This window comes from Moritella dasanensis ArB 0140 (assembly GCF_000276805.1).
Classification (GTDB): domain Bacteria; phylum Pseudomonadota; class Gammaproteobacteria; order Enterobacterales; family Moritellaceae; genus Moritella; species Moritella dasanensis.
The window spans coordinates 59,882-81,247 of sequence record NZ_AKXQ01000003.1 but is presented as its reverse complement, the minus strand read 5'-3'; the positions used below and the strand labels follow the sequence as shown (position 1 = coordinate 81,247).

Annotated in this window: 21 protein-coding genes; 12 read left to right on the top strand and 9 right to left on the bottom strand. The window is 40.6% G+C overall.

Annotated elements, in window-relative coordinates:
• The first annotated feature begins 120 nt into the window (after positions 1 to 120).
• The 3 genes from A923_RS0103310 to A923_RS0103300 all read left to right on the top strand — a co-directional run bounded on the left by A923_RS0103310 (position 121) and on the right by A923_RS0103300 (position 1,476).
• Positions 121 to 423: an Rdx family protein gene (locus A923_RS0103310; RefSeq protein WP_017220226.1), complete on the top strand. Its 303-nt coding sequence runs from the start codon at positions 121 to 123 to the stop codon at positions 421 to 423.
• On the top strand, positions 413 to 1,126 hold the full coding sequence (locus A923_RS0103305) for a M15 family metallopeptidase (RefSeq protein WP_017220225.1): 714 nt from the start codon (positions 413 to 415) through the stop codon (positions 1,124 to 1,126). Before A923_RS0103310 ends, A923_RS0103305 begins: the two co-directional genes overlap by 11 nt.
• Before the next feature lie 80 nt (positions 1,127 to 1,206).
• Positions 1,207 to 1,476 (top strand): DUF2897 family protein, encoded by a 270-nt coding sequence (locus A923_RS0103300; protein WP_017220224.1) that lies wholly within the window; start codon positions 1,207 to 1,209, stop codon positions 1,474 to 1,476.
• A 155-nt stretch (positions 1,477 to 1,631) separates the two neighbouring features.
• Here A923_RS0103300 and bamC read toward each other — a convergent pair whose 3' ends face one another.
• Complete coding sequence (gene bamC, locus A923_RS0103295; protein WP_017220223.1) at positions 1,632 to 2,780, bottom strand: outer membrane protein assembly factor BamC; 1,149 nt, start codon at positions 2,778 to 2,780, stop codon at positions 1,632 to 1,634.
• 27 nt (positions 2,781 to 2,807) lie between these two features.
• Positions 2,808 to 3,686, bottom strand: coding sequence for a 4-hydroxy-tetrahydrodipicolinate synthase (gene dapA / locus A923_RS0103290; protein WP_017220222.1), 879 nt, complete (start codon positions 3,684 to 3,686; stop codon positions 2,808 to 2,810).
• Positions 3,687 to 3,925: 239 nt separating this feature from the next.
• On the opposite strand from dapA, the gene A923_RS0103285 reads away from it, so the two are divergent.
• The gene (locus A923_RS0103285; RefSeq protein WP_017220221.1) at positions 3,926 to 4,465 is read left to right on the top strand and encodes an ACT domain-containing protein; all 540 of its coding nucleotides are present in this window, start codon (positions 3,926 to 3,928) and stop codon (positions 4,463 to 4,465) included.
• A gap of 84 nt (positions 4,466 to 4,549) precedes the next feature.
• Here A923_RS0103285 and A923_RS0103280 read toward each other — a convergent pair whose 3' ends face one another.
• Positions 4,550 to 7,105: a M9 family metallopeptidase gene (locus A923_RS0103280; RefSeq protein WP_017220220.1), complete on the bottom strand. Its 2,556-nt coding sequence runs from the start codon at positions 7,103 to 7,105 to the stop codon at positions 4,550 to 4,552.
• A gap of 330 nt (positions 7,106 to 7,435) precedes the next feature.
• Positions 7,436 to 7,924 (bottom strand): DUF6314 family protein, encoded by a 489-nt coding sequence (locus tag A923_RS0103275; protein ID WP_033197534.1) that lies wholly within the window; start codon positions 7,922 to 7,924, stop codon positions 7,436 to 7,438.
• Between the two features lie 200 nt (positions 7,925 to 8,124).
• On the opposite strand from A923_RS0103275, the gene bcp reads away from it, so the two are divergent.
• Positions 8,125 to 8,634 (top strand): thioredoxin-dependent thiol peroxidase, encoded by a 510-nt coding sequence (gene bcp, locus A923_RS0103270; protein WP_017220218.1) that lies wholly within the window; start codon positions 8,125 to 8,127, stop codon positions 8,632 to 8,634.
• 229 nt (positions 8,635 to 8,863) lie between these two features.
• Here bcp and A923_RS0103265 read toward each other — a convergent pair whose 3' ends face one another.
• Positions 8,864 to 9,166 carry a hypothetical protein gene (locus A923_RS0103265; protein ID WP_017220217.1) on the bottom strand — a complete coding sequence of 101 codons (303 nt, stop codon included), beginning with the start codon at positions 9,164 to 9,166 and terminating at the stop codon, positions 8,864 to 8,866.
• Between the two features lie 612 nt (positions 9,167 to 9,778).
• On the opposite strand from A923_RS0103265, the gene A923_RS0103260 reads away from it, so the two are divergent.
• Positions 9,779 to 10,957 carry a methyl-accepting chemotaxis protein gene (locus tag A923_RS0103260; RefSeq protein WP_026006040.1) on the top strand — a complete coding sequence of 393 codons (1,179 nt, stop codon included), beginning with the start codon at positions 9,779 to 9,781 and terminating at the stop codon, positions 10,955 to 10,957.
• Between the two features lie 11 nt (positions 10,958 to 10,968).
• Positions 10,969 to 11,394 carry an Rrf2 family transcriptional regulator gene (locus A923_RS0103255; protein ID WP_017220215.1) on the top strand — a complete coding sequence of 142 codons (426 nt, stop codon included), beginning with the start codon at positions 10,969 to 10,971 and terminating at the stop codon, positions 11,392 to 11,394.
• Between the two features lie 67 nt (positions 11,395 to 11,461).
• On the opposite strand, the gene bla is transcribed toward A923_RS0103255, so the two are convergent.
• The gene (bla, locus tag A923_RS0103250) at positions 11,462 to 12,214 is read right to left on the bottom strand and encodes a subclass B1 metallo-beta-lactamase (RefSeq protein WP_017220214.1); all 753 of its coding nucleotides are present in this window, start codon (positions 12,212 to 12,214) and stop codon (positions 11,462 to 11,464) included.
• 453 nt (positions 12,215 to 12,667) lie between these two features.
• Between bla and A923_RS0103245 the strand changes: the two genes are divergently transcribed.
• The 3 genes from A923_RS0103245 (at position 12,668) to A923_RS0103235 (ending at position 14,993) form a co-directional block, all read left to right on the top strand.
• Entirely contained in the window at positions 12,668 to 13,054 is a 387-nt protein-coding gene (locus A923_RS0103245; RefSeq protein ID WP_017220213.1) for a hypothetical protein, read from the top strand.
• A gap of 352 nt (positions 13,055 to 13,406) precedes the next feature.
• Complete coding sequence (locus tag A923_RS21975) at positions 13,407 to 14,153, top strand: hypothetical protein (RefSeq protein WP_017220212.1); 747 nt, start codon at positions 13,407 to 13,409, stop codon at positions 14,151 to 14,153.
• A gap of 291 nt (positions 14,154 to 14,444) precedes the next feature.
• A complete protein-coding gene (locus A923_RS0103235) occupies positions 14,445 to 14,993 on the top strand; it encodes a pilus assembly FimT family protein (protein WP_017220211.1) in 549 nt (182 codons plus the stop codon).
• Positions 14,994 to 15,016: 23 nt separating this feature from the next.
• On the opposite strand, the gene A923_RS0103230 is transcribed toward A923_RS0103235, so the two are convergent.
• A complete protein-coding gene (locus A923_RS0103230) occupies positions 15,017 to 15,289 on the bottom strand; it encodes a hypothetical protein (protein ID WP_017220210.1) in 273 nt (90 codons plus the stop codon).
• 223 nt (positions 15,290 to 15,512) lie between these two features.
• Positions 15,513 to 16,961, bottom strand: coding sequence for an aminotransferase-like domain-containing protein (locus tag A923_RS0103225; protein ID WP_017220209.1), 1,449 nt, complete (start codon positions 16,959 to 16,961; stop codon positions 15,513 to 15,515).
• Positions 16,962 to 17,178: 217 nt separating this feature from the next.
• Here A923_RS0103225 and phhA point away from each other — a divergent pair, with 217 nt between their 5' ends.
• Both phhA and A923_RS0103215 read left to right on the top strand, forming a co-directional pair.
• Complete coding sequence (gene phhA, locus A923_RS0103220; RefSeq protein WP_017220208.1) at positions 17,179 to 18,015, top strand: phenylalanine 4-monooxygenase; 837 nt, start codon at positions 17,179 to 17,181, stop codon at positions 18,013 to 18,015.
• 78 nt (positions 18,016 to 18,093) lie between these two features.
• Positions 18,094 to 18,435, top strand: a complete 342-nt coding sequence (locus A923_RS0103215) for a 4a-hydroxytetrahydrobiopterin dehydratase (protein ID WP_017220207.1) — start codon at positions 18,094 to 18,096, stop codon at positions 18,433 to 18,435.
• Positions 18,436 to 18,577: 142 nt separating this feature from the next.
• Here A923_RS0103215 and A923_RS0103210 read toward each other — a convergent pair whose 3' ends face one another.
• On the bottom strand, positions 18,578 to 21,067 hold the full coding sequence (locus A923_RS0103210) for a VolA/Pla-1 family phospholipase (protein WP_017220206.1): 2,490 nt from the start codon (positions 21,065 to 21,067) through the stop codon (positions 18,578 to 18,580).
• Positions 21,068 to 21,366 lie beyond the last annotated feature (299 nt).

Sequence of the window (21,366 nt, the reverse complement as noted above, 5' to 3'; positions counted from 1 at the left end):
ATGCTGAAAATGAGGCGGAATTGTACCCTAAATAAGCGACAAAATCATATACCCAAGTCAATAATAACGCTAGGATGAGTAATCCTACGTTAGAATAAGTCATAAAAAGAGGGCCTTGACGTGTCAGAGATTAAAGCTGAAATTGATATTTACTATTGCCGACAGTGTAACTGGATGTTGCGCTCGACCTGGCTAATGCAAGAACTCCTGCATACCTTTGCTGAAGATATCAGTAAAATCAGTCTGCACCCAGACACCGGTGGTCGCTTTGAGATCCATTGTAACCAACAACTGATTTGGGAACGCAAGCAAGACGGTGGTTTTCCTGAAGCAAAAGTATTAAAGCAACGCGTCCGTGATATTATCGCCCCAGCGCGCGACCTTGGCCACTGCGACCGCACGGTATCACCTGATGCCAGCTAACACATTACTCACAACAGGCGCTTTAACAGGGCAAGCACAAAGCCATGTGATAGCCTTATCTGCACCGCCTCAACCTACCCAGCAGCAACATCTCATCCACAAACACGCACAGCCTGCATTTGCGCAATTACAAACGCGCGCCAAACAAGCCGGCTTTAATCTTGATGTTGTCTCTTGTTTTCGCTCTTTTGAACAACAGTTGCGTATTTGGAATAATAAATTTAATGGTCTCAGACCCATCTTGGATCATGACAGCCAACCCTTAGACTCCGCTATACTTAGTGAAGAACAAAAGGTATTTGCCATATTACGTTGGTCCATGCTACCGGGGGCGAGTCGCCATCATTGGGGTTGTGAAATAGACGTTTGTGACTACAGCGCGCTACCTACTGGTTATCAGTTACAACTGATCCCACAAGAGTATGATGAAGGTGGCTATTTAGCGGCGCTATCGACTTGGTTAGACGATAATATTGCCGACTGTGGTTTCTATCGCCCTTATCGTCAAGACCTTGGTGGGGTATCACGCGAACCGTGGCACTTAAGTTATTTACCTGTCGCCGTGCCAGCACAACACGCATGCACCTTAGCATTAATTACCGAGACTATTCGTAACGCAGATATTCAAGGTAAAGCGACGATTTTAGCGAATATAGAACAAATTTATACTCAGTATATCTGCAACGTAGCAGCGGCAAGTTAAGAGTACATAACGACGACGATTATTATCAATAACAACTTACAATTAATCGCAATTAATTGTAATTATCAACAGGAGGATTTATGGTTTGGCTTATTATTCTGGTTGCCCTCGGTTTTATTCTAGGGTCGATCATGACGTTGAAGTACACCGCAAACATGAAAATGAAGATACCCAAAGAAATTGAACACCAATACAACAAAGCCTTTCATCTTGATGCCGGTGAACACGCGAAACCACTACCAGATCATGATGACGATGAGCAGAAAGAATATCACAATGAATACCAGAACGAATACGGTAAGAACCCAATGCCAGATGAAGAAGATGTTAAAAAAGACCAAGAGAAATAACCGTTAACAAAGCGCGATCTATATACAGAAACAATACACAGTAGCTATACCCATTATCTCTGTATACTTTCTATAAACAGCAGCGATAAAAAAGGCCTATGTATCACTACATAGGCCTTTTTTTGTCACATGATTAACACCTAAGGTGTATCACATTACTTTTCGCTTGCGGCTTTCTCATCGTTTGCCGCTTTTTCGGCACGTAATGTCGCAGCAGCGTCTTTCAAACTAATGAACAACTGACTCATTACTTCTGCTGACAATGGCTGTTTCTTCTCGGTAAAGAACGCAATTGAAGTATGGCCTTTAATTTCACCAACTTGAATACGGTAATCATCTTCTTCTAATGTCACCGGCGTTACTTTATTATCAGCCCAGAAATAATCTGGTTGTTCGTCAAAGCTAACTAACATCGTGGCAGCCAATTTATCTTCGTCTTGAACTGTCATGCCCACTTTGCCTAATACCATTGGCATTAACTTCCAAGCATCATCAAACGGGATATTTAAGGTGATCACTGGATTTTGCTGATCGACAAAATCAATTTTCAGTTTCGACGCTTTTTGTTCTGCTGTTTCTTTGTTGTTACCTTCAATACGGTCAACTTCGTAGTAAATGCTCAATAAGTTTAACATTTTCACTGCGAAACGACGGCGATCGCCTTTACTTAACTCATTATCAACCTTAGTGCCTTCTAAGCGCTCTTCGTGTTCAATCAAGTCCACTTGCAGGCCGACAGTACGTTTACTGGCTGCTGTTAATAAGGTGAATTTATAACGCTGTTTAAGTTCGTATTCCGATTCTTCTTTAAACTCATCAAACGTTTCTTCGTTAATTAACCAATCAGTTTCTAAGACATGATTAGTTTCATCAAGCTTGGCAATAGCCACTTTCTTATCGGCCAAAAAGTTAGCTAACAACGACCATACCTGTGAAGAAACATCATCTTGTGCACTACGGCTGTTAAACCAAATAGTCACGTTTTCGCTGCCTTCTTCCACACGAACTAAGGGTGATAACGCTAAAATTTGTACTGGCGAACGTACATCAACAGCAGCACCAAGGGGGCGATTCTCAGTCCCTTCGACTAATTCAGGCACGTCATAACGTTGTGTGTATAACGGTGTATCAAGCCCTTCTGCAATCACCAAATCTGGTTTGATTGGTTGATTTAAATATTCAAAGTCTTGATTGGCCTGACGTCTTGTATCTGATCCTGAACAAGCACTGACTAAAATAGCACACGCTAATACGCTATAACGTTTCGCGTTAGTCAAGCGGTGACCTGTTGATGACATAGTCATAGTATTAATATTCCCTAATTCAAAAATTTATGCATCCACTGCAAGTGCGAGTGCCGCACTCACTTGAGCATGATATTGCTGATCTAATTCAATTAATGGTAACCGTAAATTTGCCGTTGCAGTCAACGATAACTGCTTGCACGCCCATTTTACCGGGATTGGGTTTGCTTCGACAAATAAATTTTGGTGTAAACCCATTAATTTGTTATTAATTTCAGTCGCTTCTTGGCGCTGTCCTGCTAATGCAAACGTACACATACGGCTCATTGCATCGGCAGCAACATTACTGGTAACAGAGATAACCCCATTACCACCTTGCAACATAAACTCACAACCTGTTGCATCATCACCACTATATAGTAAAAAATCATCCGGTAGGAAGGGTTTAAGCTGAGTTAAACGCGTTAAATCACCGGTAGCGTCTTTGATGCCTATGATAGCATTAAGTTCCGCTAATCTAACTACGATCTCATCGCTAATGTCACAACCTGTACGACTCGGTACATTATACAAAATCTGAGGTAAATCACAGGCTTCTGTAATGGCTTTATAATGCTGATATAAGCCTTCTTGGGTTGGTTTATTGTAATAAGGCGTGACACAAAGTCCGGCAGTCACACCCAACAGGTGTAATGCTTGACTGAGTTTAATGGCATTACGAGTGCTGTTTGATCCTGTACCGGCAATAATCGCGATACGACCTTGTGCCATTTCCAGTACTTTTTTGATGACGTCTACATGCTCATCTTGATTAAACGTACAAGATTCACCTGTTGTGCCTAATACCGCGAGTGCAGTGGTATTGCTCTGAATATGATATTCAACTAAACCTTGTAAAGAGCAAAGATCGACGTCTCCGTTGTCGAGCATAGGAGTGATAAGTGCGACGATATTACCTGTTAACATATGGGCCTTGTTATAACTGACTATAAAACACGTGGCATAGTAATAGTAGGAGTCAGTTGTCGCAAGCATATTCTGGGTATATACCTACCAACATCAATATGCTGGTTGATAAGTTTACGGATTGTTGCATCTTGAAGTTGCTTGGGTATATCATGCACTATTGTTTGTTTACTTACCTTAATTAACACGGAATAGTTTACTTACTTTAATTGACCCGGAATAAAAGGACTTGGAACAAAATGACGCAGAATTTAGTTATCACCGCCCTTGGCAGCAACAGTCCAGGTATCGTTCACAAGCTCATTGGTCACGTCAGTAACTGCGGTTGTAATATCGTGGATAGTAAACTGGCTATTTTTGGTAATGAGTTTACCTTGATCATGCTATTGTCTGGCGAATGGAATGCGATGATCCAACTGGAATCTAGCTTGCCATTAAAGAGTCAAGAGCTTGATTTAATCACCATGATGAAGCGTACCGAACGTCACGAACCAATCAGTTATGATCATACCATTGAAGTCGACATCACCATTCCTGATGCCACCGGTATTATTGAGAAGTTCACGTTATTCTTTACCAACAACAATCTTAATTTAGCCGGTCTACGCTCAGAAATAATAGCCGAGACAGACAGCTCAGATATACTCAAAGCACACTTCACGCTAAACACCACCTCTGACTGTGATTTATCTATTTTAGAATCAGAGCTTTCCGGTCTGTGTACAATTTTGCATGCTGAATATCAATTTATGGTTGATAACAAGCTACTCACAGCTTAATCTCATCCTTTAATCAGTGTTGCGGTTATCAACTCGATTAACCGCAACTGGTTTATTATTCTAAATACCTCATGCTATTTCATGTTATCTCACCTTAGATACACTCACTCGCACGTCCTGATAAGTTTGCGCTGCTGCTAACGTTAAATACACCCAACCTTTACTGGCTTGCACCGTCATTTCCTCACGGTTACCGCTATTGATCGAAGATTGTTGGAAGCTGTCTTTCGAAGCCCAAGTTACGTCACTATAATAAAGGTCCACATCACCATCACCGCCCTGTGTACTGAAAGACAACGTAGCATCCTGCTCCACATAATAACCTAAGTATTCCATATGATCAGACGAGACACAGACAGCTTGCCCTTGCGTTAAATTACCTCCGGCTTCCGCACTCGAAATACAGCTATTATTCGGGTGTTGTGGTTCGATATTACTGACCAGCAGTTTTACCTGATCAAAATCGGTATCGCTTTTAACCGTCAAGTAAATCCAGCCTTCAGTTACATCCGTCTTGATCAACTCATTATTACCTTGTCGAGTTGACGATAAAGTATAATCGGTATCCATAGCCCACGTACTGTCATTGAAGTAAAGGTCAGCATTACCACTGCCACCCTCGGTCGAAAAATACAAAGTGCTGGCCTTTTCGACATAATAATAGTAATAAACAATACCAGTACCTGAAAGACCGCAGACTGGGCGATTAAGCGTTAGAGCGCCATTCGCCTCTTCGGGAGTCATGCACTCGCCTATCGTGGTATTACCGTTATCTCCACCACTATTATCACCGCCGTTATCATTGCCATCACTCTTGTCCAGCGCCGTTAACCAATAACTGAAATCAGCATTATAAATATCCCCTATAGACACCATATAACTCGCGTAGCGACTGAAGTTACCTTGACGTAATTGATTCAGAATATTGTCCACCTCTGCAACATGCTTTTCAAACATATAACGCACCGCAAGATAACCACCATGGTAAACCTTGTCATTACCACTGGCGTAACTATTCATCCACAAATCACTTAATTGATAGTTATTGTTCTGACCAACTTCAATCGCGTGGCTGTTGTCATCACCGTGCGCGATATATTCAGCAAGGCCTTCTATCCACCACGTTATCGACTCGGCGCTTGAATCGCTAAAATTACCTTTAATATTGTAACGCGCATCAAGGTAGTGCACATATTCATGTTGCAGATTCCAAACCTGAAACTCATCTGTTATCCAATCCGCTTCATAAGCAATAAAGCGGGCCTGATTACCCAATACAGCAGGATCGCCCTCTAGATACATGCCACCGTTATCCGTGCTGATACCAAAGAAAGTACCGGCATACTGTTTATAACTGGCTGTACCATTGAAGATAACCACCTCGAGCACTGCATTATGATCATCCGCCACAGGTTGATAGCCGGTATTAAGCTTGGTGTGGAAGTAAACTTCTTCCTCAGCCATTTGCTCACATGACTGTGCTAACTCTGCCGATGTCATCGACTGCGCACGGATCTTAATTGTCGGGCTACATGTATAATTGATAGCAAGAATTTGCTGCTCTAATTGTTGCTTGTAACCACAGATATTATATTCGTTACAATCTCCGTAATAATCCACCATTTCAGCAACTGCCAACCAGACACCACTACCACGGCCGCTCATGCTATAGCGATTTAATAATTGAGCTAAATAAGGCTTTACCTTGTTTTGTACCGCAGGTGCGTAATGGAGCATACGCCCGAGTTCTTTCGCGGCATTATTAATTAAGTACTCATTACCGGTACCGATGAGATAATCTTGCTGGTCGATGAAAACCTTAAGATCATCGACAATACTATTATCGATTGCCAAGTGCTCAGCAAAACCGTCAGCCCATTGCCCACGCCATAGAATGGTAAAAATGGAATTAACCGACAGGCTCATACTACGAGAATCACTCCAGCTATTATTAAAACGCCCTAGCATATCTTTAACGATATAAATAAAATGAGTATTATGACCAGCGCTGTCCACCAGCGTTAATACCTCAGAAAGCACTTGGCCGTGCTCCTCACTGACATCGGTAAAATGCGCATTGCTAAAGAATGCCGTTAACGCCAACAAGGATGATTGTTTGATTGCATCCGAGTATTCACCCACCGCTTCTTTTTGATAATGCTGAATATAGTAACCTGCTCTTAAAAACAGCACTAAATTAAGTATGCCATCTTCATCGCGGCCTTTGTAAAGCGCGCTGGCAGAACGAAATTCATTAAGGATAGTGAGCATATTATTTTCATTAAAAATAGCGCTCGCATCAGCATCGCTAACAGTAAATTGTTTATTAATACAATCACTGGAAACCTGAGTTACATAACTAATCAAATCTTTGCCTGTGCGACTCGAAAACTCAGTCACAGAACACGATGGAGCTATCGCGGGGGCGACATCAGCGAACATCGTCATCCTCGCCATGCGCGGCGTTATAGTCAATGTCGGCGGTTCGATAGGTGGCCGTTCGGTAACATCCTGCATCTGTGATAGCGTGGGATGTTGATGGTTGACGATAGATACTGGGCTTGTGACGCTTATATCGGTTGCCTGAGCAGAACCGAACGTCATCAAACCAAAAGTCATTAGCAAGAAATGTCCTTTCATTTAAACCTCTTTAAAATGCTGTTAATTAAAAACAAAAAGCCACATAAGCAAATATATTTATTATTAATATTTTGTTTTTTGTTTATATGACAGCATTAATATAAGCTTCAAAATAAAATAACTCACCACTTTAGGGGTGTTTTTGCCGCCATGTGGAATAATTCTCATTACTATGTGAAGTAGCAGGTAGTTTCGTGATCAGTGGGGAATATATTGCCGTTACTAGGAGGGGGTTTTAGAGTGTTAACTCGTTATTTTTCAATCTATTTATTTCATATTAAGATTCTCCACACCGCAAAAGTGTGAAGATGAAAGAGTCGTTCAGGCAAGCTATAGCGAATAAATATAATCTAAGACTTCGTGTTTTTTCGGCCCTTGAATACGCCATTGCATATCAAGACTGTCAGCGTGTAGCACAAATGAAGCGTCGTAATTATCTGCTGCGCATTGGTGGGACTGACGGGTGACTAACTGCCCTTGCTTATTTTCGATAATATCAAACAAAAATACCGGTTTATCCCAGCCAAAGCGTAAATGGGTTAAGCGAATATGGTCGCCTTGGAACTGCCACAAATATTGATTATGCATAGGTACTTTGCGATCGGCTGATACGTGATAGTCACCACGTTCAATGGTTTCGACTATCGACCCTAATTCTGGTTCAACAGACTCATCGGTTACGCTGCCACGGCGTTTAATTAAGCCCTGCCCTTCGCCCTGCCAACCGGTCACGGATTCATTGTCACTATTCACTTTAAAACTAAATCTGTTTAAGCGATTAAGCAGAAACCATAATTGCGTTAATGTTTGCACTGTCATCTCCTTAAATACTTTTTCATATAAACTAAATTCTTTTTCATATAAGCCAAATACTATTTATCACTATTTTACGCATGCGTTATGCTGCGTTATATCGATTACCAATAGTCCCTTGTCGATAGACAAAAACTCCCGCACAATAGTCACATACGGTTTATCCACCATTTATTAGACATCTATTAACAGTTAGGACTATACACATGCAAACTTTAAAGTCTGGTGATAAAGCACCATCGTTTACTCTACTCAATCAACATAATGAAAGTGTTTCGCTTGATTCATTCGCTGGCAAAAAAGTCCTAGCTTATTTCTATCCAAAAGCAATGACACCGGGTTGCACGACACAAGCGCAAAACTTACGTGATCATATCACAGCATTAGCTGCGCTAAATGTAGACGTCGTTGGCATCAGCCCTGATGAAGTGGTTCGCCTGACTAAATTCAGCGACCGTGATGAATTAAATTTTAGCCTACTTTCAGACCCAGATCACGCAGTCGCAGATGCTTTTGGCATTTGGGGACTTAAAAAATTCATGGGTAAAGAATATGACGGCATCCACCGCCTGTCTTTTTTAATCGACGAGCACGGTGTCGTTGAACACGTATTTACTTCAGCATCGCTAAAAGTTGTGCCACTAGAAGGCGAATACAGCAAGTTTAAGACGAAAGATCATCACCAAGTAGTATTGGATTATTTAACTAATAAATAATCGTTTCTTAATTTATTGTTAGAACAGAAAAAGCAGAACAAAAAAAGCCAACAGGATTTGAGGGTTTAAATGACTCAGGATTGTTGGCTTTTTTGATCTAATGAAATAGTCATTAGGGTCAGACGGATGGCGACCTCGAAATAACCAGTAACGCTGTACTTGGCAAGCAATCAATAGATGCTATCTTAAGTAAATTCGTTACGAGCCATGAGCAGGCAGGCACACGCTTTTATATTTTTGGCGTTACAAATGGTAGGTTGTTCATTATCAGCCAATTATCAATACCCAGCATAGTGATAGCGATTAATAACTGCCCATCTTCTGCTTTTTTTAACTGGATGGTATATGAACTCAAACCGACTAGTTTTATCTTTTCAAGGTCAATATATTCAGGGGTACAAGGGCAACGATGACACACAAAGCGACAAACGCTTCGGACTTCACAAGTCGCCGCTTCTTTAATATCGTTAATTAAATTGTGAGAGCATAAATACTTAAAATTTATAACTCTTGTTGGTAATGATTTATCCATGCTCATCCCCTTTATAACACCGAGAACAGTTAAGAATATATTCATTCATACGATTAGAGAAAGAAAAATAGCCTTCGAGATCTGTTCATCATAGTTACCTGATTATTGACTTATTTTGTCACCACGCACCAGCTCAATCTATACACCTAAAGCTAATGAGGCGCTGCACTACAACTCACCAACACTACCACTAAGTGGGTACCACCCGCGCTGACACTAAGGTGATAAATCATACTTTTGCGTGTTACATGGCATAATGTATATTGCGAAATGCGACACTTGTCGCATTTATAGTGCATGAATATACCAAATATCTCAGCACCTCTCATCGCCGCTATACACCGCGAAATAAATGATCCCTACACCGTCATATAAAATTAAATCAACGACTCATGATTAAGTCACCTCATATTTAATCACTTTTTATAAGTTGTATATAAAATACAACTTATGTAATATGCACCTCATATTCAGTATGAATAATAGAAGCTTGCCTAACAAATCAAATATAGTTCTGCCAGCTGCGAAAGTGAATAAGCAAAGTTTGTTGCATGACACACCGCCGAAATTATGATCACTGTCCCCTATCACGCACTTATAACGGAATTTATTATGCACTCACTTTTTCTAAGAATGAGACTGATTCATTGGCTAGGCGCTATTTCACTATTCATTAATGCCCTCTTTTTTACTGAGCAACTGTATTCACAGATATTACAATATGTTGTTGTTTTCTTACTTATCATTCATGATCTTGATGAAAAATTCTGGGGGGTAGATTCCCTGCATAAAATTACTGATTACATGCGCGCATTTGAGCAAAAAGATCTGTCGGTCGAATGTCAGGTCAACAGTGACTACAACAGTGAAATGGGTAAAGTATTAAATGTTATTAATTCATTTAGACTCAATGTAAAAGGTGCATTAATTGATATTCAAACTCAAGCCATTACATCTGATGAAATTGCAAATACGTTGACGTCAAAAACCAGCGATATAGCGCAGCGTATTCAAACTCAAGACCAACGCGTTGATAATATTGCCCAACAGTTTGAAATTTTAGATGAACATTCTTTAACGTTACAAACCAAAGCAGAACAAACTCAGATACAGGTTCGTCATACCAGAGAAGGATTACAGCTATCAAATGAAGCCATGAGCAATATGGCTAATATGATAGAAACCTATGTCAGCAGCAGTGAAAACCTGAGCGGTAAGTTTGAATTACTATCAGAGCAAGTAAACTCTATTGGTGGCGTTGTATCAGTGATTAACAATTTGGCTGATCAGACTAACCTGCTGGCATTAAACGCAGCCATTGAAGCAGCGAGGGCCGGAGAACACGGTCGTGGTTTTGCCGTCGTGGCAGACGAAGTGAGACAGCTTGCGATGTCAACTCAAAGCAGTTTAGATCAAATCAATCAGATTATTGACGGTATTTCGACTGCTGTACTGCAAGCGGGCGAGCAGATAGAGGTGCAATCAAACAACCTGAGTAATCTTTCATCTCACTCAAAAAACAGTCAGGCAGAAATCAATACAGCCTGTGATAATATTGACAGCATATTGAATTTAATTGGCCAAAAAGAAAGCCAAGGTCAGGTCACAGAGAATGTAGATATCCGTTATATTCACAAACTTGTGGTTGATGTTTCTCATGAAATACAGACATTAAAAACCTTGTCCAACTCAAATGCCGATGATTGTAACGAGCTACAAACACAAAGTAAGCGTCTTAATGAAGTATCTGATAATATTGTCAATCAACTAGCTGCGTTTAAAACCCAATAAGGATAATCACCATGAGGCTTACTACCTTTACAGACCTAGGCTTGCGCACTCTGATGTATCTTGCCGATTTACCACCAGGTCAACTGAGTAGTGTGCCGGAAATATCGAAGTTACATAATATTTCCCAGAATCATATGGTAAAAGTCTCGGCTAAATTAAAACAACACGGGTATATAATCGCGATTAGGGGAAAGAATGGTGGTATTGCACTTTCCCGACCACAAGATGAAATTAATATAGGACAGGTGATCAGAGATTTAGAAAATCACCTCGATGGCATAGACTGCAATACATCTAATTGCCGACTGCTGCCATCTTGTGAATTAAAGAAAGCATTATCAAAATCGATGGATGCTTTTTTAAGTGTGATGGATAGTTATCATCTAAATGATTTAGTTGCTAACAAACAAAGTTTTATCGACATTGTAGAAGCTTAATGTGGCTCGTTATTGTTGGCAACGAGCCAATATCGAGTCTGCTATGGTTTCAACAGCGATGACGCTCTTACTTAGTTAAATTAAGCGTATGGGTAATCATCGATTGATCATGTCCAATCTTGCCATGCCCAGGTATGACCAATTTAATGTCCGCGTATTTATTTTTAACATTAAGTACAGATTGATGCCATTGCTCTAGATCTGCATCACCGATCCAACCTAACCCTTCAGCTTCGTTTGCTCTAAGCATACAACCGCCAAATAATATTTTTTCCTTTGGCAGCCACACCACTAAATTATCTATCGCGTGCCCGGGACCTGAATAATAAATTTCAATTTCCCCTTTTATCAGATCAAATGTATCACCTTCAAAGGTATTGGTGGCTACTGGCTTGTGCTCGGCCTTTAGTAAGCTATTCGTTAATGCTGATGCGTATGTACTAAAGCCATGTTCTGACAAGTAGCCTAGTCCAGCACTACGATCTTCATGAGAATGCGTTATCACGGTATCTTTTAATGTTAATCCTTTGTCCTCTATCCAATCCATCAATTGAGGCATGTCAGCAACATTCCATGGGGTATCAATTAAATATGCATCTTTCCCACTAATATAAAGTAGCGCATTGGCATCAATGATTTTGGGCGTATCACTTTCATACACATTTAATATGGTTTTATACGATGTAACCAAATATACCTTAGATGAAAGCGCCTCTATTTTTAATGGTACGTTTTTACTTACTTCCGGCTCTGACTTAGCCGCAACGGTAAAGCTAAAGAGAAGTGCAGATAAATAAACAATAATGGATTTTTTAAACATGAAATTTCTCTAGTCATAATGTGTGGATATTGGATTTACTAAATTCGATTCTGTTTGTAGGACATTATCTAGAATAGATAATTCCTCTGATAAAGCTTTTTACAATGAATCAACTCAAATTGAAAATGAAATTACTGATAACTGACTTGGTGAAAGTAAGTAATGGGCGAATACAGCAAGTTTAAGACGAAAGACCGCCACCAAGTAGTATTGGATTATTTAGCCGCTAAATAAGCGTTTCTTAATTTATTTTAAGAACACAAAAAAACTAACATAATTGTTTTATTGTTTATTACTCAATTCTATTACTGTAGGTCAAATAATGGCATTATTTATCTTGAAGTAAATTAAATTAGTAATAGAATCATCGATATATTTAGCATTTTAATCACTGATAGCGATTAACAATGTTTGATCAAATCATTGTTCAGCATATCAAAAAGGATTATAAAAGTGATTTTGAAGAAACTAACAAACAAGTCCACTCTACTTTTAATGGTAGGTCTACTGCTAACGGGTTGTGTTTATAAGTCAGATGTTAATTATGGAAATCAATTTACTTCTGAGCAAGTAAATCAAATTGAAAAGAAAGTAACAACTACATCTGACCTTTTGAAAATATTTGATCAGCCAAGTATTAAAAGTGTAATAAGTGAAACACAGGAAAAGTGGGTATATAGCTATACTGGCGGAACCGCTACGGCACAAGCATTTACAATGAAAACAACATCAAATATATCGACGCATATGCTTGATATTTTGATTGAAAATAATGTTGTGCTTAACTTTGCTGAAACCAATAATGTAAATAATATGAATCTAAACACATCTGTGCAGTAAACGCTTAGTTAAAGCTGGTTTGTCGCTACGCTGCAGCCATTATTTTGCAATTTTCATGGGGAGCTATTTAATTTTTTAACCTTTTATCTATTGGGTAAAAGGGTATATCAACCGCGTGAAAGGGGTTTGCAGCCCCCGAAATATACTTATCGATAAACACAGGGATTACTGATTAATATCGGTCCCTCGCCATTCATCATCAAACAACTCGTAACGTATGGCATTACACATAGCTCATTTGGTCTGTAGACAAATACCCCATATATCATCAAGTCCCAGCCTGTCATAATAAGTCTCGATTATCACGAGGCACCGCGCACTACTTTATCGTGCCTGACAGAGACTTTTAAAAATGAAACTCAACACGAAAATCCACTTTATACTTGCCGCTATAGCTTGCTTATTAACCCTATCGACGCAAGTTCAAGCTGGCGAACTCCTGTATGCAAAAGGCTTCACGCCATCCCAGAAAGCCCAAGTTAAAACATGCTACAAACAAGACAAAACCTTTCCCCAGCAAGTTCGTAAACTTACAACCAATGGCTATATAGCGGTTAAAAGTATGCACAAGCAGCGTGACGGTTACCAGTTTATGACCATCGCCAAGACTCACGGTAAATGGATTAATCACACCCCGCTTAAATGTGACCTTCGCAGCGACGCAAAGAAAAAATCAGACCACGAACTAAAACTAAATCAAGAGGAAAAGCGAGCGCTTAAGATCCAACAAGAACAGAAAATAAAGCAGGATACGGCCAACAAAAAATCCCTTGAAGCGAAGCAGTTAGCCGACAGCAAAGCGCAAACAAATAAACAATACCAAGAAGCACAAGCGCAGAAAGCCAAGAGAATTGCCTATCGACAAGCGGATGTGAGAAAACAAGCCGTTAACTGTAAAAACCAGTTACTCGCGACAATTAATATTCCGAATAATCCAGCTTATAAAACCACAGGCAATATGCAGGTTTCAAGCAACCATATCGTTGCCACTGTGGAAGTCGCTAAATATAGCGGTAGCGTGAAGCGTTCTATTAAAAATCATACTAAAAAATGCAAGGTAAAGCCGACGGTATATCCGCGCAATATCAAAGGTATGTAACCCGTGAACCACCAAGGTGATTTGGCCCTATCTTGGTGAATATTTATTTCAATAAAAATAATACCAAAATTCAAATATCCCACCGCACAAGTATCATCTATACCACTAGAACATTAGCTCGCAAAAGGCTGTTAACCCTAACATTAAACTAAGTATATTATTGAATATTATCATGCTTTATGTATGCAAATGATTTGCACTATTTATAAACAATCAGCCACATTTTCCTTGTCGTCCATGCAAAATGAAATAAGATAAATCCTATTAATGAGGTAATTGTTGCAGGGATTTATGTCAAAAAATACACATGCCAATAGCAGCTATGCAAAGAGCAGCGGCTTTACCCTGATTGAATTAGTCATCGTGATTGTGGTACTTGGCATATTAGCCGCAACGGCAATACCAAAGTTCATCAATCTAAAAACGGATACCAAAGCAAGAAATTTAGAATCTATCGCAGGTTCGATGCGCAGCGCCTTGCAGTTAGTGCATGCTCAAGCTGTGATCAAAGGCCAAGATGGTAGTACAGGTTCTATCGACATTAACGGCACTACTGTTCCCTTAATCAACGGCTACCCTTCTTTAAGCTATGGTACTTTTATCGTCATGAATAAACAGCTTAAAGCTTGGTTAGAGATAAATGCTGTCGATAGAAATACCGCATACAAGAATCGTGACGCTGCGCCTTTTTTCAGTGACAGAGCAAACGGTAAATATTTATATATATTCTTCACTGCAGACTATGCCCAAAAAAGCACAAGCTTTAATTGCCAGGTTCGCTATGAGAACTCAGCGACAATGACAGCTCCCGAGATTCGCGTGTTAACGGATGCTTGTTGACGGACTCTTGTTTACGAATATTGTTAATCAACCAGTCCATTACGTTTCAAGCCGCGTCGTACATTTTTACACAGCTTACCAACGCGGTTTAATTCATCAAACGTTGGCGCAGTGCCCTGCTTGACCTGGTCTTCCCAATAACACAGTTCAGAGTCGACTAATTCTAATAATTTCTTCGGGCAACCTTCACACGAATCACCACAAATACTCGACTCCGGTTCGTAGAACGGAAACACACCGCGTACTTCGGTAATTAGATTGGTCATCGCGTTAGCAAGATTCGGTTTTTGAGTCATGGCTTTTACTCGTCATTTTTATTAATAAACAGCCCACCTAAGTACGATAGAAACGCGTAACTTGAGAATGGAATGACTTTGGAGGTAGGATTATAACGCCCCTCCCCCTCATGAAAATTGATATGAGTCATTTACAAGTGTGATATATGTCACATTAAATATAGCCCTTACTGCCCCACCAATTTAGTCACCGAGCTAATCAACCAGCTATTTAATCAACGATCTATTTAATCAACAAGCCACTCGCGATAGCGGCTAATGTTTGAATACTGCCCTGAATATCAATTTTAGGGTCGCAAGCACAGTTAATACGGATACAGTGATCAAACTTATTGGTGGCACTGCTTAACTGCCCCGGAATAATGCCAATGCCCATGTCAATCGCCTTAAGGTGCAGTTCATGACCATCAATCCCTTGGGGTAATACCACCCACAAAATACAGCCACCTTGCGGATTAGAGACTTGCGTACCCTCGGGAAAATGCTGACGAATTAACGATTGGATCTGATACACCTGTTTGGCAATTTTAGCCGTTAATTGGCGAAGATGACGTTCATACTTACCGCTATTATAAAACTGCGCCACGACAATCTGTGAAAACTGTGGTGCACTAATATTAGTGAACGTCTTAAAATAAGACACTTCTTTGTAATAAGTCCCCGGTGCTATCCACCCTACTCGTAATCCCGAGGCAATGGTTTTAGATACCGACGAGCAATACAGCACCATGCCTTTTTTATCGAATGCCTTACACGGTTTTAACCGCGAGCCATCAAACGATAAGTCCCCTAATAAGTCATCTTCAATCAACGGAATATCTTTCGTTGCTAACAGATCCACCAGCTGTTTACGATTCGTTTCCGGCATACACGAACCCAATGGATTACTGTAACTAGGCACCACTAATACCGCCGATATCTGCCATTGCTCTAACGCTAATTCCAGCGCTTCAAGACTCATGCCCGTAACCGGATGACAGGGGATCTCCAACGCTTTATAACCTAACGATTCAATCAATTGCAGTGAGCCAACAAAACCCGGCGACTCCAAGGCAATCGTCGCGCCCGGTTTAGCCACGGCACGTAAACACACCGACAAGGCTTCTAAACAGCCATTAGTGACAATGACATCACTTGCTGATACCTGACAACCCGATTCATTCATGCGCTTGGCCAGCACATCACGTAATAATGTATTACCCGCCGAAAACTGCACTTCAACAATGTCGTGCATGTGATGCTTAATCACTTGGTTGGATATCTTTTGTAATGCGGGCGTCGGCATAAAATCACTCGACGGATACGAGGTGCCCATGTTGATTACATCAGGCTCACCACATTGATGAAATATCTGACTCGCAAGTTCATGGATCTTCACCGACTTGGGTTTCATGGTCATACTCATGCCCATATTAGGCAGTTCAATCACCGCGTCAGTGCTATTATTAAAGCATACGTAATAACCCGATTTTGGCCGTGCTTCAACTAGCCCGATGATCTCAAGTTCTTCAAGCGCCCGTTGGATAGTGGCAATACTCATTTTTCGTTTTATCGATAAGGCTCTAAGCGAGGGTAACTTATCACCCGGTAAATATACGCCCTGATTAATAAGATCGCGTAGGTCGTCGGCTATTTGCTGATATAACAATACTTTTGTTATTACTCTAGTCATTACTCTCGTCATTGATGTTAGCTACTTTTATGATTGGATTTATAAGCATGAATAATCGACATGACATAAACCAGTACAGTTTATTAAATTATTCACCAGTACAGTGACAGATTAACATAACTGTACTGCTTTAATTATCGTTTTCCTGAATCTGTACCGCAAATTGAATTAAGGTTAATCTAATATCAATTGAATAACACAGCACTAGGACGTAATTATGAACTCATCTTCAGCTATTGAACCGAAATTAGAAATCGACCCGAAACAAAAATATGTTTCACGCCAGCCAGACCAAAACGGGTTCATCAATTATAGCGATGAGGAGCACAGTACGTGGTCAACTTTATATAACCGCCAAACTGAGATTATTAAAGACCGTGCCTGTGATGAATTTATTGCCGGTATTGATCTGTTGAAAATGAGCGCAGATAAAATTCCGCAGCTACCAGATATCAACCGTAAACTAAAACAGTTAACCGGTTGGCAAGTAGAAAACGTGCCTGCTTTAATTGGTTTTGAACGCTTTTTTGAATTGTTGGCATCGAAACGTTTTCCAGCTGCCACTTTCATTCGTACCAAAGCAGACATAGACTACATTCAAGAACCGGATATTTTTCATGAATTGTTTGGTCATTGCCCACTACTCACCAATCAAGCTTACGCTGACTTTTCTCAGCACTACGGTGAAATAGGATTAAAAGCCGACAAAGCCGATCGCCCTATGCTGGCACGTTTGTACTGGTATACCATTGAGTTTGGGTTAATACAGAGTCAGCAAGGCATGAAGGTATATGGCGGTGGTATTTTGTCGTCGAAACAAGAAACCTGCTACAGCTTAGAAAGTGATATTCCCAATCGCCAGCCACTGCAAGTCATCGAAGCATTTCGCACCCACTATCGTATTGATGAACTGCAAAAGAATTACTTTGTGATTAACCAGCTATCAGACTTACAACAATTAGTTAAGCTCGATTTAATTACCTTAATCAAAGAAGCTAAAATATTAGGCATGAAACCATCGGCCTATGTGCCGAAAGAAGATAAGGCTTGTTAACATCTAATTAGATCAAAACAGAACTTCATTTTAAACACTATTTTAAACACTAATTGAAACATAAGACGAGAACAAAACATGACCGAATTAAATCAACAAAGTTGCCAAGCCTGTCGCGCCGACGCCCCACAAGTGAGTGATGCAGAACTAGCTGTATTAGTTAATCAAATTCCCGATTGGGCGGTAGTAGTACGTGACAATATTATGCAGTTAGAGCGTGAATTTAAGTTTAAAAATTTCAAACAAGCTATCGCTTTTACTAACCGCGTAGCAGACATGGCAGAAGCAGAAGGCCATCACCCAGCACTATTAACAGAATGGGGCAAAGTGACGATCACTTGGTGGTCGCACAGCATTAAAGGCTTACATAAGAATGATTTTGTCTGCGCAGCAAAGACAGATACATTACTGATTGAATAAACAAAAAATGGCGCTAATCATGACCCTCAGTCACAATTAGCGCCTACTTTACTCGCTGATAAATAGCCTATTCACTTTTCCATAATCTTAAAAGTGACAGCTAGCGTTTCGTCATGTATTAAATTACGACTCACCAATAAGGTTAGATAGCAGGCGCAGTCAGAGTGTTGTTACTTACAACTACAGTTGCGTTACCTGCAGATGCTGAAACAGCATAACTGACCAACTGAGTTTGCATCTCCACCGTCACATCTATGCTTGCTGTCGGATCAATCAAAGAACCATGAGAACCTTGATTAAAGCGAACGACTTTACTGCCCGTAGCCGTGGTAGCAGTACCTTCTAATCCAAGCGTGGCGATTAATGCTTCAGTCCCGATTAACGGTTTATTAGCAACCGTGTTTGGAATCGTTTGATCGCTCGAACCTTCACTGCCGTCACCCACAACTTCGTGCAATATGGTTGGTACAGTAAAACCGTACTTGGCGGCATAACTTAACGGATCGGCACCATCAACGACTGTCTGCGCTATTGAACCAAACACTTCAGCAAAAGCGGGATAGTTCAAGTCAATCGCCAGCTTCGCAGCAACAGGCTCAGCAATTTGATAAGCTGCAAATTTTTCTAATGCTGTACTGCCGTTTCCATCTTTAAAACCTAATCCAGCCGCAATGAGTCCTACATAACCTGCATTAGTTTTCAAACCAGCTTCTACCGAAGGGCCAAAGCTTGGTGAATATTGGAATACCCCAGCTAAACCGGCACCAGGCACGTTTAGCGCTGAACTTATTAAGCTATAATCGATAGGGACACCAATATTGACTTGACCAGCTAATGCGGTGAACGGCACACCAACAATTGACCCTAAAGACTGACCAGCAAAGTGAACTTTATTACCATCTAGCTCAGCAGGTGCAGTATTGACTTGTGGTGCACCATTGGCTTGCAAAGCAGCGCGTAAAGAAAATAAATCAGCGGTGGCTTGACGTAAGTTTTCACGAATACTCAAGAAGCTGCCTAAGTTAGCAAACACTTGTGCGTCGGCATTTGCATAAGGTGCTGCGGATTTAAAACTGTCACTGGCACTCAAGCCATAAACACCATCAGCATTTTTTAACAAACCTCGAGTACCATGATAAGGTAAATCAATGGCTACCACTGCAAAACCTTGCGATACATAACCCGCAGCAACCGCAGCTGCCGTTTCTTTTAATGTCGTAATACCATGTTGAAAAATAACCACAGGCCAACCAGCCGGAGGCATAGTCAAGCCTGTTAAGCCTGTATCAGGTAAATACACATCCACTTCTAAGGTTGCCGTGCTTAAGATTTTAGGAATCGGGTTAAACGCCGTGAGGTGGTGTGCTGAATCCACTTGTTTAGTTTCACCGTTAACCTGATAAGTTAACCCCGTTAAACCTGAATTAGCTAGCAATACTGCTGTCTCAGTAGTATTAGCGCCAAAAAGAGCCGATGGGTCAGCAACTTGAAGTGACGCTTGTTGATAGAAACCTGTTGGACTAGCATTATTCGCAAAATCAGCGTTATGATGAGTACTAGTGGGATCTAATAACTGTAATATGGCAATCGGGCTATCTGATTTCGCTTGTGCCCAGCCGTTCATATCTCCCGCAGTCTGGGTTAAGAGATCTGACAGATAATAAGGTGCATTGATGCTTGTCTTATAATACTTTGCCGCAGCGAAACTTGGTTGACTCCCGCCTAAATAGGCGTCAGCAATATCTGCAGCGGTAGCGCCTGTCGCTTGCAATGCTTCCATTTTTAGCGCGCCAGCAGCAGCCATTCCACCATGGATTTTTTGCAATGTAGTCAATACATTACCAACTGACTGTGTAGTAAACACCGCAGAGTAAATCGGTGTATCAGTCATACCTTCGTTAGCTAGCAAGAAGTGATTAAATTGCGTAAGTCCTTTTAAGCCTTGCACTGTCTGACTATCGCCAGCTGCGATTGGAGAACTTAATAACTGATAACCAGTACTAGTCGCTACTCCACGTCCTTGCACATCTTTAAGTTGATCGGTAACCACCACCATGTACGACGTTGCAGGTGAGAAAGGTTTTAGTGGTGTTACTACGATAGCGCCGTTTGAAAATGTGGCGGTATAATCGCGATCAAAGAGTAATTTCCCTTCGATACTACAAGTTTGTCCAGCTTTAAAAGAACCGCCGGTTGGAGGAGCGGGAAGATCGCCACAATTATCCGCGAATCCACTCGCGCGGACTTTATATATTAATACGCCTTCAGGCATGCTATTAACGTCTAATTTGATGTCGTTAATCGCATGATAACTGGCATTTTTATCACCGTAGACAAGGGGAATGCTAAACGGTACCGATAATTGCCAGCCGTCCAATGCGCCTTGCACTAAGCTAATATCTCGATATTGCGCAGTTGCAACGATATCAGCTTCATCAGGTAAGTTAATCGTTCCATCAAGGCTGCCACTAAATAACAAATTATTCGGCGTTGAAACATTTTTTTTCAATGGATCAAAGCTAATTTTAGCCGTTCTTGCTTCGCTGTTATTAAAATCAGAATCACTATCACAGCCCACTAAGGAGAGGGAGGTAGACATAATAATCGCTGTTGCTATGATGGACAAGCGCATACTTTTAAATTCCTTTTTATTAGTTTGCTACTTAAGAAAGCCTTAAGTATGTGACATATTGTTACAGTAATTAGGTGGTAATACCAAAGCATTAGTTACGCAAACGTTACTCATTTGTGAATCAGCGCACATATTGGTTGCTAATATGTACTAAAGCGTTATAAAAATGTGGATGTCGACGCCTGTTAAGCCACGAAATGGCGACGAAATATTAAGAGTAAAGTATTAAGAGTTGAATATATTAAGATAGGATTTAAGGTGGAAAAAATTAAAAACAGCCCAATTACCGAACGTGAATA